Annotated in this window: 12 protein-coding genes; 3 read left to right on the top strand and 9 right to left on the bottom strand. The window is 65.0% G+C overall.

All coding sequences use genetic code 11. From position 1 onward, the window contains the following. The first annotated feature begins 19 nt into the window (after positions 1 to 19). Together R6G97_RS11030 and R6G97_RS11025 are read left to right on the top strand one after the other, a co-directional pair. On the top strand, positions 20 to 1,411 hold the full coding sequence (locus R6G97_RS11030) for a DUF2868 domain-containing protein (protein WP_317848091.1): 1,392 nt from the start codon (positions 20 to 22) through the stop codon (positions 1,409 to 1,411). Next, positions 1,404 to 2,768 (top strand): GTPase/DUF3482 domain-containing protein, encoded by a 1,365-nt coding sequence (locus tag R6G97_RS11025; RefSeq protein WP_317848090.1) that lies wholly within the window; start codon positions 1,404 to 1,406, stop codon positions 2,766 to 2,768. Before R6G97_RS11030 ends, R6G97_RS11025 begins: the two co-directional genes overlap by 8 nt. Positions 2,769 to 2,801: 33 nt before the next feature. Here the strand turns inward: R6G97_RS11025 and R6G97_RS11020 are convergent, their stop codons facing one another. From R6G97_RS11020 to R6G97_RS10995, 6 genes are all read right to left on the bottom strand, one after another. Continuing rightward, complete coding sequence (locus tag R6G97_RS11020; protein ID WP_090343406.1) at positions 2,802 to 3,353, bottom strand: phosphonate degradation HD-domain oxygenase; 552 nt, start codon at positions 3,351 to 3,353, stop codon at positions 2,802 to 2,804. 131 nt (positions 3,354 to 3,484) lie between these two features. Beyond that, positions 3,485 to 4,510, bottom strand: a complete 1,026-nt coding sequence (locus R6G97_RS11015) for a putative 2-aminoethylphosphonate ABC transporter substrate-binding protein (RefSeq protein WP_043208679.1) — start codon at positions 4,508 to 4,510, stop codon at positions 3,485 to 3,487. A gap of 30 nt (positions 4,511 to 4,540) precedes the next feature. Continuing rightward, complete coding sequence (locus R6G97_RS11010; protein WP_090343411.1) at positions 4,541 to 6,265, bottom strand: putative 2-aminoethylphosphonate ABC transporter permease subunit; 1,725 nt, start codon at positions 6,263 to 6,265, stop codon at positions 4,541 to 4,543. Between the two features lies 1 nt (position 6,266). After that, positions 6,267 to 7,331: a putative 2-aminoethylphosphonate ABC transporter ATP-binding protein gene (locus tag R6G97_RS11005; protein WP_043208682.1), complete on the bottom strand. Its 1,065-nt coding sequence runs from the start codon at positions 7,329 to 7,331 to the stop codon at positions 6,267 to 6,269. A 180-nt stretch (positions 7,332 to 7,511) separates the two neighbouring features. Beyond that, positions 7,512 to 8,381: a LysR family transcriptional regulator gene (locus R6G97_RS11000; RefSeq protein WP_043208684.1), complete on the bottom strand. Its 870-nt coding sequence runs from the start codon at positions 8,379 to 8,381 to the stop codon at positions 7,512 to 7,514. 10 nt (positions 8,382 to 8,391) lie between these two features. Continuing rightward, positions 8,392 to 10,650, bottom strand: a complete 2,259-nt coding sequence (locus R6G97_RS10995) for a heavy metal translocating P-type ATPase (RefSeq protein ID WP_317848089.1) — start codon at positions 10,648 to 10,650, stop codon at positions 8,392 to 8,394. 112 nt (positions 10,651 to 10,762) lie between these two features. Here R6G97_RS10995 and cadR point away from each other — a divergent pair, with 112 nt between their 5' ends. Further along, a complete protein-coding gene (gene cadR, locus R6G97_RS10990; RefSeq protein WP_043208688.1) occupies positions 10,763 to 11,206 on the top strand; it encodes a cadmium resistance transcriptional regulator CadR in 444 nt (147 codons plus the stop codon). Positions 11,207 to 11,239: 33 nt separating this feature from the next. Here cadR and R6G97_RS10985 read toward each other — a convergent pair whose 3' ends face one another. From R6G97_RS10985 to R6G97_RS10975, 3 genes are read right to left on the bottom strand one after another with little or no spacing between them, the layout of a single operon-like run. Then, a complete protein-coding gene (locus R6G97_RS10985; protein ID WP_043208690.1) occupies positions 11,240 to 12,211 on the bottom strand; it encodes a thymidylate synthase in 972 nt (323 codons plus the stop codon). A 48-nt stretch (positions 12,212 to 12,259) separates the two neighbouring features. Next, the gene (gene lgt / locus R6G97_RS10980) at positions 12,260 to 13,069 is read right to left on the bottom strand and encodes a prolipoprotein diacylglyceryl transferase (protein ID WP_043208691.1); all 810 of its coding nucleotides are present in this window, start codon (positions 13,067 to 13,069) and stop codon (positions 12,260 to 12,262) included. A gap of 16 nt (positions 13,070 to 13,085) precedes the next feature. Continuing rightward, a complete protein-coding gene (locus R6G97_RS10975) occupies positions 13,086 to 13,868 on the bottom strand; it encodes a sulfite exporter TauE/SafE family protein (protein ID WP_043208693.1) in 783 nt (260 codons plus the stop codon). Positions 13,869 to 13,935 lie beyond the last annotated feature (67 nt).

The raw sequence follows: 13,935 nt of genomic DNA, 5'->3' as shown, positions 1-13,935 counted from the left end.
CTTTGCCCTGACTTGTGCAATGGAAGAGCTCGTGACTGCACCCACCCTATTCGACAAACGCTGGCTCACCGAAGCGGTGCGCCTGCGCGAGGAACAGGCCGGCCCCCTGGAGGATCAGGAAGCCAACCGCCGCGCCCGCCAACAAGGTGGCGACCTGGCGGCGCGCATCGAAACGCGCGCGCTGTCGCTGGCCGAACGCGATGGTATGACCCACGCCCTGCGCCATTGGAAACAGGGCGCGCGCCTGGCCCTGCTGGCCCTGATGGTACTGGCCGTTCTCAGCGGCGCCGGCCTGGGGCTGGCGGCCCTGGGCGACGGGCAGCGCCCGGTGAATGTGTTCTGGGCCCTGGGCAGCCTGCTGGGGCTGAACCTGCTGATGCTGCTGGGATGGGCCGCCGGGCTGTTGCTGGCCGGCGAGCACGACACAGGCCTTGGCCGTCTGTGGCTATGGCTCAGCGAACGCCTGGCCCGCGATGCGCAGGCCGCGCACCTGGCCCCCGCCTTGCTGGTGATGCTACAACGCCAACGGCTCAACCGCTGGCTGCTCGGCGCGCTGGTGCATGGCCTGTGGCTGCTGGCAATGGTCGCCGCAGTGGGCATGCTTCTGGCGTTGCTGGCCACCCGGCGCTACGGCTTCCTCTGGGAAACCACCCTGCTCGCCGCCGAACCGTTCATCCATCTGACCCAGACCCTCGGCGCTCTGCCTTCGTTACTGGGCTTCGCGGTGCCCGATGAAGCCCTGATCCGCGCCAGCGGCGACACCCTGCCCGCGCTCGACCTGGCACGCCAGGCCTGGGCCAGCTGGTTGCTTGGCGTGGTGCTGGTGTACGGCTTGCTGCCGCGCCTGTTGCTCGCCCTGCTCTGCCTGTGGCACTGGCATCAGGGTCGCGCGCGTTTGAAGCTGGACCTGAACCTACCTGGCTACAGCCACCTGCGCGATGTGTTGATGCCCAGCAGCGAACGGCTCGGCGTGCAGGACGCCGCGCCTCACGCCCTGCCCGAGTTCCGGGCCGGCCAATTGGGCGTTCAGGATGGCGGCGCCCTGCTGGTCGGCCTGGAGCTGGATGACCAGCGTCCTTGGCCACCCATTCTGCCCAAGACCGTGGCCAACGCGGGCGTGCTGGACAGCCGCGAATCGCGCAACAAGCTGCTGGAGCAACTGAGCCGCTTCCCGCCAGCCCGCCTGGCCATCGCCTGCGACCCCCGTCGCTCGCCTGACCGTGGCAGCCTCGCACTGCTGGCCGAACTGGCACGTAACGCAGGGGCCACACGCATCTGGCTGCTCCAGGCCCTCCCAGGCGAGCCGCTGGACGCCGATCGCCTGGGTGATTGGCATGACGCCCTGGATCGCCTCGGCCTGCCCCACGCCGACACCTCGCCCATGACCTGGTTGGAGCACGGCCATGACTGAGCCCCTGAAGCTGGCCGTGGTCGGCCACACCAACGTCGGCAAGACCTCCCTGCTGCGCACCCTGACCCGTGACGTCAGCTTCGGCGAGGTCTCCCACCGGCCCAGCACCACCCGTCACGTGGAGGGCGCGCGGCTGTCGGTGGACGGCGAGCCGCTGCTGGAGCTGTACGACACGCCCGGCCTGGAAGATGCCATCGCCCTGCTCGATTACCTGGAACGCCTGGAACGCCCCGGCGAACGCCTGGACGGCCCGGCACGGCTGGAGCGGTTTCTCCAGGGCAGCGAGGCGCGCCAGCGTTTCGAACAGGAAGCCAAGGTCCTGCGCCAACTGCTGGCGAGCGATGCCGGGCTCTATGTGATCGATGCCCGCGAGCCGGTGCTGGCCAAGTACCGCGATGAGCTGGAAGTCCTGACCAGTTGCGGCAAGCCCTTGCTGCCCGTGCTCAACTTCGTCGCCAGCCAGCAGCATCGCGAGCCTCAGTGGCGCGAAGCCCTCGCCCGTCTTGGCCTGCACGCCCTGGTGCGCTTCGACAGCGTGGCGCCGCCCGAGGATGGCGAACGGCGCCTGTACGAGAGCCTGGCCCTGCTGCTCGAGGACGCCCGCCCCGCCCTGCAACGCCTGATCAACGACCAGCAAGCCCAGCGCAAGGCACGCCAGCAAAGTGCCAAGCGCTTGATCGCCGAGTTGCTGCTCGACTGCGCCGCCTGCCGACGCAGCGTCGAGGCCGAACCTGCCGCCGAAGCCCAAGCCATCGAAACCCTGCGTCATGAGGTGCGTCAACGCGAGCAACGCTGCGTCGAAGCACTGCTCAAGCTCTATGCCTTCCGTCGCGACGACGCCCATGCCGGTGACCTGCCCTTGCTCGATGGGCGCTGGGGGGATGACCTGTTCAACCCGGAGACTTTGAAGCTGCTCGGCGTGCGCCTGGGCAGCGGCGTGGCGGCCGGGGCTGCCGCCGGGGCTGGCGTGGACCTGCTGGTGGGTGGCCTGACCCTGGGTGCCGCCGCCCTGGCCGGGGCCATTGCCGGTGGCGCACTGCAAACGGCGCGCAACTATGGGTCGCGCCTGATGGGCAAGCTCAAAGGCCAGCGCGAACTGACCGTGGACGACACAGTGCTGCGCCTGCTGGCGCTGCGCCAACAACAGCTGATGGTAGCGCTCGACAGCCGCGGACATGCCGCGCAAGACAGCATCCGCCTAAGCGAGCCGGATGAAAAAGCCTGGCGTGAGGGCAAGCTGCCCGAGGCCCTCAAGCGCGCCCGGGCGCACCCCCAGTGGTCGACGCTCAACCCTGGCGCGCGAGTCAATCAGGCCGAGCGGCAGGAGCAACTCGAAGCCCTGGTGAACGACTTGTAGATCCCTTCGCGGGTTTACCCGCGTAGAGGTCTGTCAGAGCAACGCCAGGGCCTTTTCCTTGAGCAGCGCCAGGTCGATCACCGGTACCCCGACCTCCTTGGCCATTTCGTCCCACTCGCGCATGCGCAGACTGACCTTGAACAACGGGTCCTGCTCGAATGCGTCGGCCTCGGCATCGCTCATCACCCCGCCTTGATATTCGAGCGTACGCCGACTCGCCTCGCTCAGGCGGTCGTAGTAACCCGGCTGGCGCAAGGTCAGGTAGCGCTTGGCCTCGACGTGGTACTGCACCAACCGGGCCATGCGCTCGCCGAAACCGCAGCGGCGCAGGTACTCGGCCCCGATCCGCTCGTGGCTGACCACCCCATAGCCGCCCATGTCCCCTTCGCCCTCCCCGCACAGATGGCCGATGTCATGGAAGAACGCGGCCAACACCACTTCATCGTCGAAGCCCTCGGCCATGGCCAATTCGGCGGCCTGGGACATGTGCTCGATCTGGGTGATCGCCTCGCCGATGTAGTCGTCGGCGCCGTGGCGTTCGTAGAGGGTGAAAGTGGCATGGATGATCTGTTCGGGGGTGGGCATTGCTCATCTCCAGAATTAGGTACCAATACATTCGCGCGTAAACCCGCTGCCACAAGGTTCAGCATCATCCCTGTGGCAGCGGGTTTACCCGCGAATGAGGGCAAGCGGCCCTCGCAAGAGACTAGCCGCGATTACTGCTGAGCGACTTTCTCCGACTTGCCGTCATAGCGCTTGCGCCACTCGCTCAGGATCTCGTCGCGGTTCTTCGAGGCCCAGGCGAAATCGTTTTTGATCAGGCGCTGCTCGTAATCTGCCGGCAGCTCGGTCTGCGGCTTGGCGATGCCAGGGGCGGCAAGCACGGCGAAGTTTTCCTTGTACAGCTCCATGGCCGCGGGGCTTGCCGAGAAATCGGCAAGGCGCTTGGCAGCCTCGGCCTTCGGCGAGCCCTTGATGACCGCGGTGGCTTCGATTTCCCAGCCCAGGCCTTCCTTGGGCAGGATGATATCCAGCGGCGCGCCCTGGCGCTTGAGCTGCACGGCCGGGTACTCGAAAGAGATACCGATCGGGAACTCACCGGCTGCAGCCAGCTTGCACGGCTTGGACCCGGAGTGGACGTACTGACCGATGTTCTGGTGCAAGGCGTCCATGTAGGCCCAGCCCTGAGGCTCGCCGAAGGTCTGCAGCCAGGCACTGACATCCAGGAAGCCGGTGCCCGACGAGGCCGGGTTCGGCATGACGATCTTGCCCTTGTACTCAGGCTTGGTCAGGTCCTGCCAGCTCACCGGCTTGCTCAGGCCCTGCTTCTCGGCCTCGACGGTGTTGAAGCAAAGGGTGGCAGCCCAGACGTCCATGCCGACCCAGGCAGGCGGGTTGGCGGCGTCGCGGTAGTTGGGGGAGATCTTGCCCAGGTCTTTGGGCGCGTAGGCTTCGAGCATGCCGTTCTGGTCGAGGATGGCCAGGCTGGAGGCAGCCAGGCCCCACACCGCGTCTGCCTGCGGGCGGTCTTTTTCGGCCAGCAGCTTGGCGGTGATGATACCGGTGGAGTCACGCACCCATTTGATCTCGATGTCCGGGTTGGCCTTCTCGAAGGCCTGCTTGTAGCTCTTGAGCTGCTCGGCTTCCAAGGCGGTGTAGACCGTCAGTTGGGTCCCGGCGGCCGAAGCCTGCAGGCTGAACACGGCGGATACGGCAGCGACAAGTGCGAGGGGCTTGAACATGATGCGGTTCCTTACAGGGTTGGCAGTCGGTCAATGGCCGGGCGCACGCTGGCGCCAGGCCTGGGAGCGGCGCAGCAGGCCGCGGGATGCACCGGCCAGCAGCAGCGAAGCGGTCGCGCTGGTCAGCAGGATCAAAGTGGACATGGCGGCGGCGCCGCCCACATTGCCGGCGTCGTCCATGTTCAACACGGCGACGGCGGCGAGAATGGTGTCGGGGCTGTACAGGAAGATCGCTGCCGACACGGTGGTCATCGCCGAGACGAACAGGTAGCGGATGATGTCCAGCAGCGCCGGCAGGCAGATCGGCACGGTCACCCGCATGAAGTGCTTGTACAACGGTGCCTTGAGCGATAGCGCGGCGGCTTCGAACTCACTGTCGAGCTGGCGCAGGGCAGTGGTCGCGGTCATCTGCGCCGTGGTCAGGTAGTGGGCGATGGTGCACACCACCAGCAGCGCCATGCCGCCATAGAACACGTGCAATGGGTTGCCGTTGAGGTTGAAGAAGAACACATAGCCCAGGCCAAGGACGAGGCCCGGCACCGCCATGGGAATGAAGCTCAGCAGGCGCAGGGACTGGTTGAGCAGGCGCTGGCCCTGGGTCTTCTCCATCAGGTAGGCGCCGGTGAAGATCACGAGGCTGCCGATCAGCGCCGTGGCCAGCGCCATGGTCACGCTGTTGCGGTACGCCAGCCAGCCGCCACCGGCGGTGTCGTCGAACATATAGTGCTTGAACGACAGCGACAGGTTGTACGGCCAGAACTTTACCAACGACGAGTACACCGCCATACCGATGACCAGCAACAGCACCGCGCAGACCAGCAGCACGATGGCCAGGAAGCACGCATCACGGCGGCGCGACGGCTGGGGCTGGAACACCTGCGCACGACCACTCATGGCATCGCCCTGGCGTCGGCGCAGCCAGGCATCGACGGTAAAGCTCAGCAACGCGGGCACCAGCAACACCATGCCGATTAACGCCCCCCGACCGAACTGCTGCTGGCCGACCACCGCCTTGTAAGCTTCCAGCGCCAGCACTTGATAGTCGCCTCCCACCACGACCGGCACGCCGAAATCGGTGATGGTCAGGGTGAACACCAGGCAGAACGCGGCGAACACCGCTTGGCGGGTGCCGGGCCAGGTGATGCTGCGAAACGCGCGCCAGGGCCCGGCGCCCATGCTCGACGCGGCATCGAACAGACGTGCATCCGCCAACGTCAAAGCCGACAGCAGGATCATCAAAGCATGGGGGAAGGTGTAGATCGCCTCGCCCAGCACGATGCCCCAGAAGCCATAGACGTTATCGGTCAGCAGCCCGCGCAACAGGCCCTGGTTGCCGAACAGGTAGACCAGCGCGATCGCCGGCAGCATCGACGGCGCCAGCAGCGGCAGCAGCGAGATGCCTCGCCACAGCCCCTTGGCGGGGATCAGCGTGCGTTGCAAGGCATAGGCGAACAGATAGGCCAGCGGCACGACAATGGCCGCGACACTGAAGGCGACCTTCAGGCTGTTGCCCAACAGCCAGTGGAAGTTCTCGCTGGCGAACAGTTCACGGGCGGCGACCAGGCCGCCACCTTGACCGGCCTCACCATTGAAGCCACGCCAGAAGATCGCCAGCAGTGGCATCAGCACGGCGAGGATGAGCAGGAGCAGCAGCAAGCACTTGCCGCCGACGACGAAGAGTCGATCGCCGAGAGCGACACCACTGCGTGGTGCCGACTTGGCCTGGGGGATCGCGACGGACAGGGGCGCGGCCATCTCAGGCAAAGACCTGCAGGCTGCGCGGCGGCAAGGCCACCCAGATGTCCTGGGACCCCAGGCGCGGCATGGCCTCTGGCGCCAGCTCCGCCAGCAGCGAATGGCCAGGCAGGGCCTTGAGCTCGAAGCTCATGCGGCAGCGGTTACCCAGGAAGGTGATCTCCTGGACCATGGCCGGGAACAGGTTCTCCTCATGCACCACCGGGTTGACGGTGATCGCCTCAGGGCGACAGAACAGTCGACCGCTGCTGCTGTGCACCGCCCCAGGGGCCAGGCGCATGTTCATGCCTCCCACCTGGGCATGGCTGTCGCCGCTGCGCTGGAAGGGCAGCCAGTTGCCCTGACCGACGAATTCGGCCACGAACGGCGTGGCGGGCTGGTCGTAGATTTCCTGCGGGGTGGCGTACTGCTCGACCTGGCCGTTGTTCATCACGGCGATGCGGTCGGCCATCAACATGGCTTCGTCCTGGTTGTGGGTCACCATCAGGGTGGTGATGCCCAACTGGCGCTGAAGCTGGCGCAACTCGGTGCACAGGTGCTCGCGAACACGTGCATCGAGTGCCGACATGGGCTCGTCGAGCAACAACAGCGAAGGCGACGGCGCCAGGGCGCGGGCCAGGGCCACGCGTTGCTGCTGGCCGCCGGACAGCTGGCCGGGGTATTTCTTCTCGCTGCCCGAGAGACCGACCAGTTCGAGCATCTGCGCCACACGATGGCGTGCCTGCTCGCGGCTACTGCCGGTCAGACCATAGGCGATATTGGCCTCGACGGTCAGATTGGGGAACAGCGCATAGGACTGGAACAGGATGCCGTAGTCACGGGCCTGGGGCGGCAAGTGGGAGATATCGCGTTCGCCGATGTACAGCTCGCCACGGTCCTGGCGCTCTAGACCGGCGATGCAGCGCAGCAGCGTGGTCTTGCCACAGCCGGAAGGGCCCAGCAGACAGACCAACTCGCCGGCGGCGATGTCCAGGGAGACATCGTTGAGGGCCGTGAAGGCGCCGAAACGCTTGTGGATGTTGCGCACTTTCATTTGTGCGCCCGGGGCGGGGATAGCGTTGTTCATGACAGGGCCTCATCGAACAGATGGGGCCATGCTAGGAACTCAATGCGAAGGTTATGTGGCTGGTAAGCAAAAGCTGCCGATAGTGCCATTCACGGATTTTTGTAGTGAACTCAACGGCGCTTTCACGGGAAACCCGCTCCTACAGGGTTCAGCACACACCCCCAAGGAGCCAACACCGATCTAGAACTGCGATCCCACCACCTCTTGTGCCACGCCCAGGAACGCCGCCGGCAACCTGGCCTGGCGCCGCTCCTTGAGGCAGTACAAGTACTCGTGCATCACTGGAGCATTCTCCAGCGTCAACACCCGCAGCTCCGGGTTATGCGGCACTTCATGGCGGGCAATGATGCTGATGCCGATGTTGCGCAGCACCGCCTCGCGGATCGATTCACGGCTGCCAATTTCCAACAGCGTCCCACCGTTGACCCCGGCCTCCTCGAGCATGCGCTCGGTCAGCTTGCGAGTGGTCGAACCAGGTTCACGCATCAACAGACAGTGCCCGGCCAGCGCGTCGATGGAAACTGCGTGGCGATGGGCCAGCGGGTGGTTGCGGTGCACCGCCACGACCAGCGGGTCGCTACCCAGCACGCGACGCACCAGACGATTGTCTTCCACCAGTTGGGAAGAGGCAGCGATGTCCACCCGGTAGTCCTCGAGCATCTCCAGCACCTGCTGGGAATTGCCGATTTCTACGGTCAGTTCCACCTGTGGCAAGCGTTCACGGAAGATCTTCACCAGATCGAGGATGTAATAGGGTGCGGTGGCGGCAATGCGCAAACCGCCCTGGGCCTGACCACTGTTGCGCAGCTCGAACTCGATGTCGGCTTCCTGTTGCAGCAAGGCCTTGACCATCGGCAGCAGTCGCGCGCCCTCCTCGCTCAGCACCAAGCGCCGCCCACCCCGGTAGAACAGCTCAACTGCGTACTGGCTCTCCAGGTTGCGGATCTGCGTGGTCACCGTGGGCTGGCTGAGCCCGAGCTTCTTCGCAGCCAAAGTGATGCTGCCCAGGCGGGCCACCATGTAGAAGGCTTTGAGCTCCGCGCTCAGCATCGAATTACCTCTATTTACGCAGCAGGCGCAAGCCGTTGAACACCACCAGCAGACTCACGCCCATGTCGGCGAACACCGCCATCCACATGGTCGCCATGCCGGCGAAGGTGATCGCCAGGAAAATCGCCTTGATGCCCAATGCCAGAACGATGTTCTGCGTCAGGATCGCCGCACTTTGGCGCGACAGCCTGACGAAGGCGGGGATTTTGCGCAAGTCATCGTCCATCAGCGCCACGTCGGCGGTCTCGATGGCGGTGTCGGTGCCAGCCGCCGCCATGGCAAAGCCGATCTCGGCGCGGGCCAGGGCCGGCGCGTCGTTGATGCCATCACCGACCATGCCGACACGATGCCCTTGGCCGTACAGTGCCTCGATACTGCCGAGCTTGTCCGCCGGCAAAAGGTTGCCTTCGGCGCGGTCGATGCCCACTTGGGCGGCGATGGCCTGGGCGGTATGGGGATTATCGCCGGTCAGCATGACAGTCTTGATACCCAGCGCATGCAGCTCGGCGATGGCCTGGCGGCTACTGTCCTTGACCGTGTCCGCCACGGCGAACAGCGCCAGCGGTCCGGAGCCGTCGAGCAGCAGCACGACGGTCTTGCCCTGGCGCTCGAGCTGGTCCAGTTCGGCCTCCAGAGCCGGCGAGCACAGGCCCAGCTCTTCGACCAGGCGATGGTTGCCCAGGTGATACAGGGTGCCGTCGATTTCGCCCCGCACGCCGCGACCAGCCAGGGCGGTGAACTCACGCACGTCGCTCAGCTCCAGGGCCTGCGCCTGGGCATGCTGGGCGATGGCGCCCGACACCGGGTGGTCGGAGCGCGCCGCCAGGCTTGCCGCCAACGCCTGGGCGCGGCCTTCGAACAACGGGTCGAGCACCTTGCTGTCGGTTTGTACCGGCTTGCCATGGGTGATGGTGCCGGTCTTGTCCAGAGCCAGGAAGTCCAACTTGCGCCCGCCTTCGAGGTACACGCCGCCCTTGATCAGGATGCCCTTGCGCGCCGCCGCCGCCAGGCCACTGACGATGGTCACCGGGGTGGAGATCACCAGGGCGCAAGGGCAGGCCACCACCAGCAGGACCAGCGCGCGGTAGATCCAGTCGAACCAGGCGCCGGCCATGAACAGCGGCGGAATGATCGCCACCGTCAGGGCCACCGCGAACACCGCCGGGGTGTAGATGCGCGAGAATTGGTCGACGAAGCGCTGGGTCGGCGCCCGGGCGCCTTGGGCCTCTTCGACGGCCTTGATGATGCGCGCCAAGGTCGACTGCACTGCCGCCGCAGTGACCCGGTACTCCAAGGCACCGGCCTGGTTGATGGTGCCGGCGAACAGCTTGTCGCCGACAGCCTTTTCGATCGGCAGGCTTTCGCCGGTGATCGGCGCCTGATCGACGCTCGATTGCCCACTGACCACTTCGCCGTCCAGGCCGATGCGTTCACCAGGGCGCACGCGCACCAAGGCGCCGATAGCCACATCCCGCACCTCGACCTCACGCCATTGGCCGTCAGCCTGCTGCACCGTGGCCAGGTCCGGGCTCAGTTGCATCAGCCCACCGATGGCATTACGGGCGCGGTCCAGCGAGCGCGCCTCGATCAATTCGGCAACCGTGAACAGCACCATGACCATGGCCGCCTCCGGCCATTGGCCGATCAACACGGCACCGGTCACGGCGATGCTCATCAATGCATTGATGTTGAGGTTGCGGTTCTTCAGGGCGATCCAGCCCTTCTTGTAGGTGCCCAGGCCACAGCCGAGGATGGCTGCCAGCGCCAACAGCGCCACGACCCACTCCGGTGCCTTGCCGGAGAAATGCACGAGCTCGGCGGCGATCGCCGCCACACCCGACAACGCGAGCGGCCACCAACGGGGCTTGTGGGCCAGGGGCGCGGCTGGGGCATCGTCACCCTCAGCACTCATAGGCTCGGCTTTCATCCCCAGGCTGTCGATGGCCTGCTCGATCTGGGCCGTACCCTCCAGCGTGTGGCGCACGCCGAGCACGCGGTTGATCAGGTTGAATTCCAGTTGTTCGATGCCCGCCAGCTTGCCGAGCTTGTCCTGGATCAGGCTCTGCTCGGTGGGGCAGTCCATGGCCTCGATGCGGAAACGGCTGAGCCGTGCCTGGCCACTGGCCCTCTCGGTCAATTGCACCCTGGCTGGCGCGGCACTGGAGCTGCAGCAACCGTGACCATGGGAGGCATGGCTGTGCGCCTTGTCGCCATGATCGTGATCATGGCCGTGGTCATGCTGATGTTCGGGGCTGACAGGCTGGTTCATGGAATCATCCTTAACGTGAGCGCTGACCTCTGCAGGTATCCACAGAGTGGGTTGTTGCCAAGTGAACACCCTGTAGCCACTATAGGGTCAAGCCCCTTTCCTGGAGATTGCCATGAAGATCGGAGAACTGGCCAAGGCCACCGAGTGCGCCGTGGAGACCATCCGCTACTACGAGCGCGAGCAATTGCTACCGGCCCCCGCCCGCACCGAAGGCAACTACCGGCAATACACCCAGGCCCATGTGGAGCGCCTGACCTTCATCCGCAACTGCCGCACCCTGGACATGACCCTGGACGAAATCCGCAGCCTGTTGCGCCTGCGCGACAGCCCCGACGATTCGTGCGGCAGCGTCAATGCGCTGATCGACGAGCATATCGAGCATGTGCAGGCGAGAATCGATGGGTTGATGGCGCTGCAGGCGCAGTTGGTGGAGCTGCGCCAGCAGTGCAACGCCAAAGGATCGGAGTGCGCGATCCTTCAGCAACTGGAGACGAACGGGGCGGTATCGGTACCTGAAACCGAGCACTCCCACGTGGGACGCAGTCACGGGCATTGAGGGGGGGCTGCGAGCAGCCCAGCCCTCTCAGGGTCAGACCGCCATCGGCGCGGTCATCGGTGCATGGTGCTCGTACCCTTCCAGCCAGAAGTCGCTCGGCTCGATCTTCTCCAGCCACTCGGGCTCGTACTTGCCCGTCTCTGCGAACGCCGGCACGCGGTCGCTGATCACCAGTTTCGGCGCTGCCAATGGCTCGCGCTTCATCTGCTCGTTCAGCATGTCCAGGTGGTTTTCATACACATGGGCATCGCCGATGAAATAGGTGAACCAGCGCGGGGTGTAGCCGGTCAGCCGGCCGAATAGCGACAGCAGCGCCGCGCCTTCGGTGAGGTTGAACGGTGTGCCCAGGCCCAGGTCGTTGGAACGGATGTAGAGCGTCAGGGAAATTTCCTTGGTCTCGACATTGGGGTGGAACTGATACAGCAGGTGGCACGGCGGCAGGGCCATTTCATCGAGCTGGGCGCAGTTCCAGCCGTGGAACAGAATGCGGCGGCTGCCCGGGTCGTGGGCGATGGTGTCCAGGCACTGGCGCACCTGGTCAATGGCCTTGTACAGGATGACGAACGCCTGGCCGTCTTCTTCATCCTGGGCGATGCGGCGAAAGCCTGCCTTCTCGGCCATCTCGATGGCCGCCGGATTGCTCAGCGGGATGCGCTTGTAGCCCGGCCACTGGCGCCATTGCACGCCGTAGATTTCACCCAGGTCGTCGTGGCCCTGGCGGAAGGGATTGGCCAGCCACTGAGCGTTCTCGTTGGCGTTCTGGTCCCAGACCTTGCAGCCCAACTCACGGAACTGCCCGGCATTCTTCACGCCGCGCAAAAAACCCACCATCTCGCCGATCGCCGACTTGAACGCCAACTTGCGCGTGGTGATGGCCGGGAAGCCCTTCTGCAGGTCGAAACGCAGCATGGCGCCCGGCAGACTGATGGTGCGGATGCCGGTGCGGTTTTCCTGCAACGTACCGTTTTCGATGACGTCACGGACCAGGTCTAGATACTGTTTCATGGCTTACCTGTAGCAAGAACGGCAGGGGGATCGCCCCTGCCGTGAGAGTCAAACGGTGGCCTTGGCCGTAGGTTTGCGGTTGTAGGCCCACCAGATCAGGAAGATGCCGCCGGCGATCATCGGCACGCAGAGCAACTGACCCATGGTCAACCAGCCGAAGGCGATGTACCCCAGCTGGGCGTCGGGTACCCGCACGAATTCAACGATGAAGCGGAAAATCCCGTAGAACAGCGCGAACATGCCGGAAACGGCCATGGTCGGGCGCGGTTTGCGCGAGTACAGCCAAAGGATGACGAATAATGCCACACCTTCGAGGGCGAACTGGTACAGCTGCGACGGGTGACGCGGCAGTTGCGCCGGGTCGCTGAACGGCGGGAAGACCATCGCCCAAGGCAGGTCGGTGGCCTTGCCCCACAGCTCGGCGTTGATGAAATTGCCGATGCGCCCGGCGCCCAGGCCGATCGGCACCAGCGGGGCGACGAAGTCCATCAGCTCGAAGAACGACTTGTTGTTGCGCTTGCCGAACCACAATGCCGCCAGCATCACGCCGATGAAGCCACCGTGGAACGACATGCCGCCCTTCCAGACCTCGAAGATCAACGTCGGATTGGCCAAGTACTGGTGCAGGTCATAGAACAGCACATAGCCCAGGCGCCCACCGACGATCACCCCCATGGACAGCCAGAACACCAGATCGGAGAGTTTCTCGCGGGTCCAGGTGGGATCGAAGCGGTTCAACCGGCGCGAGGCCAGCAGCCAGGCGCCGCCGATGCCGATCAGGTACATCAGGCCGTACCAGTGGATTTTCAGCGGCCCGATGGCCACGGCCACGGGGTCGATCTGCGGGTAAGGCAGCATTGTCATTCCTCTCGGGTTAAATCAAAAAGCTCAGTCCGACGCAAAACAGCAGCGCGGCGAACAGGCGCTTGAGCAAACGCGGCGACAACCTGTGCGCCAGGCGGGCACCGAATCGGGCGAAGAACATGCTGGTGACCGCGATACCCACCAGCGCAGGAAGATAGACGTAACCGATGCTGTGAGCCGGCAAGTGCTGCTCGTTCCAACCCAGCCACATGAAGCTCAGGGCACTGGCCACGGCAATCGGCAAACCACAGGCCGACGAGGTCGCCACTGCCTGCTGCATCGGCAGGCTGCGCCAGGTCAGGAACGGCACGGTCAGCGAGCCGCCGCCGATGCCGAAGATCGCCGAGGCCCAGCCGATCACGCTGCCAGCAGCGGTCAGGCCAGGCTTGCCGGGGATACCACGGCTGGCCTTGGGCTTGAGGTCCAAGGCCATCTGCGCGGCGATCACCAGGGCGAACACGCCGATGATCTTCTGCAGCATCGGGCCTTGGATCAGCGAGGCAGTCTTGGCCCCGACCAGCGCGCCGAGCAGGATGCCCAGGGTCATCCAGGCGAAGATCGGCCACTGCACCGCGCCCTTGCGCTGATGCTCGAGCACGGCATTGATCGACGTGAAGACGATGGTCGCCAGCGACGTGCCGACGGCCAAGTGAGTCAGTACCGAAGGGTCGAAGCCCTGCAGGGTGAAGCTGAACACCAGCACCGGCACGATGATGATGCCACCGCCCACACCGAACAGCCCGGCCAACACACCGGCGCAGGCCCCCAACAGCAGATAGAGTACGAATTCCATTCGTCGCCCCTTATGGAAACAATCCGCCATGGTAGCGGAAGCCAGCCCCGTGGCTCTAGTGAACTCT

The sequence above is a fragment of the Pseudomonas sp. HTZ2 genome, from assembly GCF_033173945.1.
Classification (GTDB): Bacteria; Pseudomonadota; Gammaproteobacteria; order Pseudomonadales; family Pseudomonadaceae; genus Aquipseudomonas; species Aquipseudomonas guariconensis.
Note: the sequence above shows the minus strand (reverse complement) of the source record. Positions and strands in the feature narration are given on the sequence as shown.

What these genes read in the sequence shown, in the direction of transcription:
- R6G97_RS11030 (WP_317848091.1), top strand. Translation starts at nt 20, where the DNA reads ATGGAAGAGCTCGTGACTGCACCCACCCTATTCGACAAACGCTGGCTC.
- R6G97_RS11025 (WP_317848090.1), top strand. Translation starts at nt 1,404, where the DNA reads ATGACTGAGCCCCTGAAGCTGGCCGTGGTCGGCCACACCAACGTCGGC.
- R6G97_RS11020 (WP_090343406.1), bottom strand. Translation starts at nt 3,353, where the DNA reads ATGCCCACCCCCGAACAGATCATCCATGCCACTTTCACCCTCTACGAA.
- R6G97_RS11015 (WP_043208679.1), bottom strand. Translation starts at nt 4,510, where the DNA reads ATGTTCAAGCCCCTCGCACTTGTCGCTGCCGTATCCGCCGTGTTCAGC.
- R6G97_RS11010 (WP_090343411.1), bottom strand. Translation starts at nt 6,265, where the DNA reads ATGGCCGCGCCCCTGTCCGTCGCGATCCCCCAGGCCAAGTCGGCACCA.
- R6G97_RS11005 (WP_043208682.1), bottom strand. Translation starts at nt 7,331, where the DNA reads ATGAACAACGCTATCCCCGCCCCGGGCGCACAAATGAAAGTGCGCAAC.
- R6G97_RS11000 (WP_043208684.1), bottom strand. Translation starts at nt 8,381, where the DNA reads ATGCTGAGCGCGGAGCTCAAAGCCTTCTACATGGTGGCCCGCCTGGGC.
- R6G97_RS10995 (WP_317848089.1), bottom strand. Translation starts at nt 10,650, where the DNA reads ATGAACCAGCCTGTCAGCCCCGAACATCAGCATGACCACGGCCATGAT.
- cadR (WP_043208688.1), top strand. Translation starts at nt 10,763, where the DNA reads ATGAAGATCGGAGAACTGGCCAAGGCCACCGAGTGCGCCGTGGAGACC.
- R6G97_RS10985 (WP_043208690.1), bottom strand. Translation starts at nt 12,211, where the DNA reads ATGAAACAGTATCTAGACCTGGTCCGTGACGTCATCGAAAACGGTACG.
- lgt (WP_043208691.1), bottom strand. Translation starts at nt 13,069, where the DNA reads ATGCTGCCTTACCCGCAGATCGACCCCGTGGCCGTGGCCATCGGGCCG.
- R6G97_RS10975 (WP_043208693.1), bottom strand. Translation starts at nt 13,868, where the DNA reads ATGGAATTCGTACTCTATCTGCTGTTGGGGGCCTGCGCCGGTGTGTTG.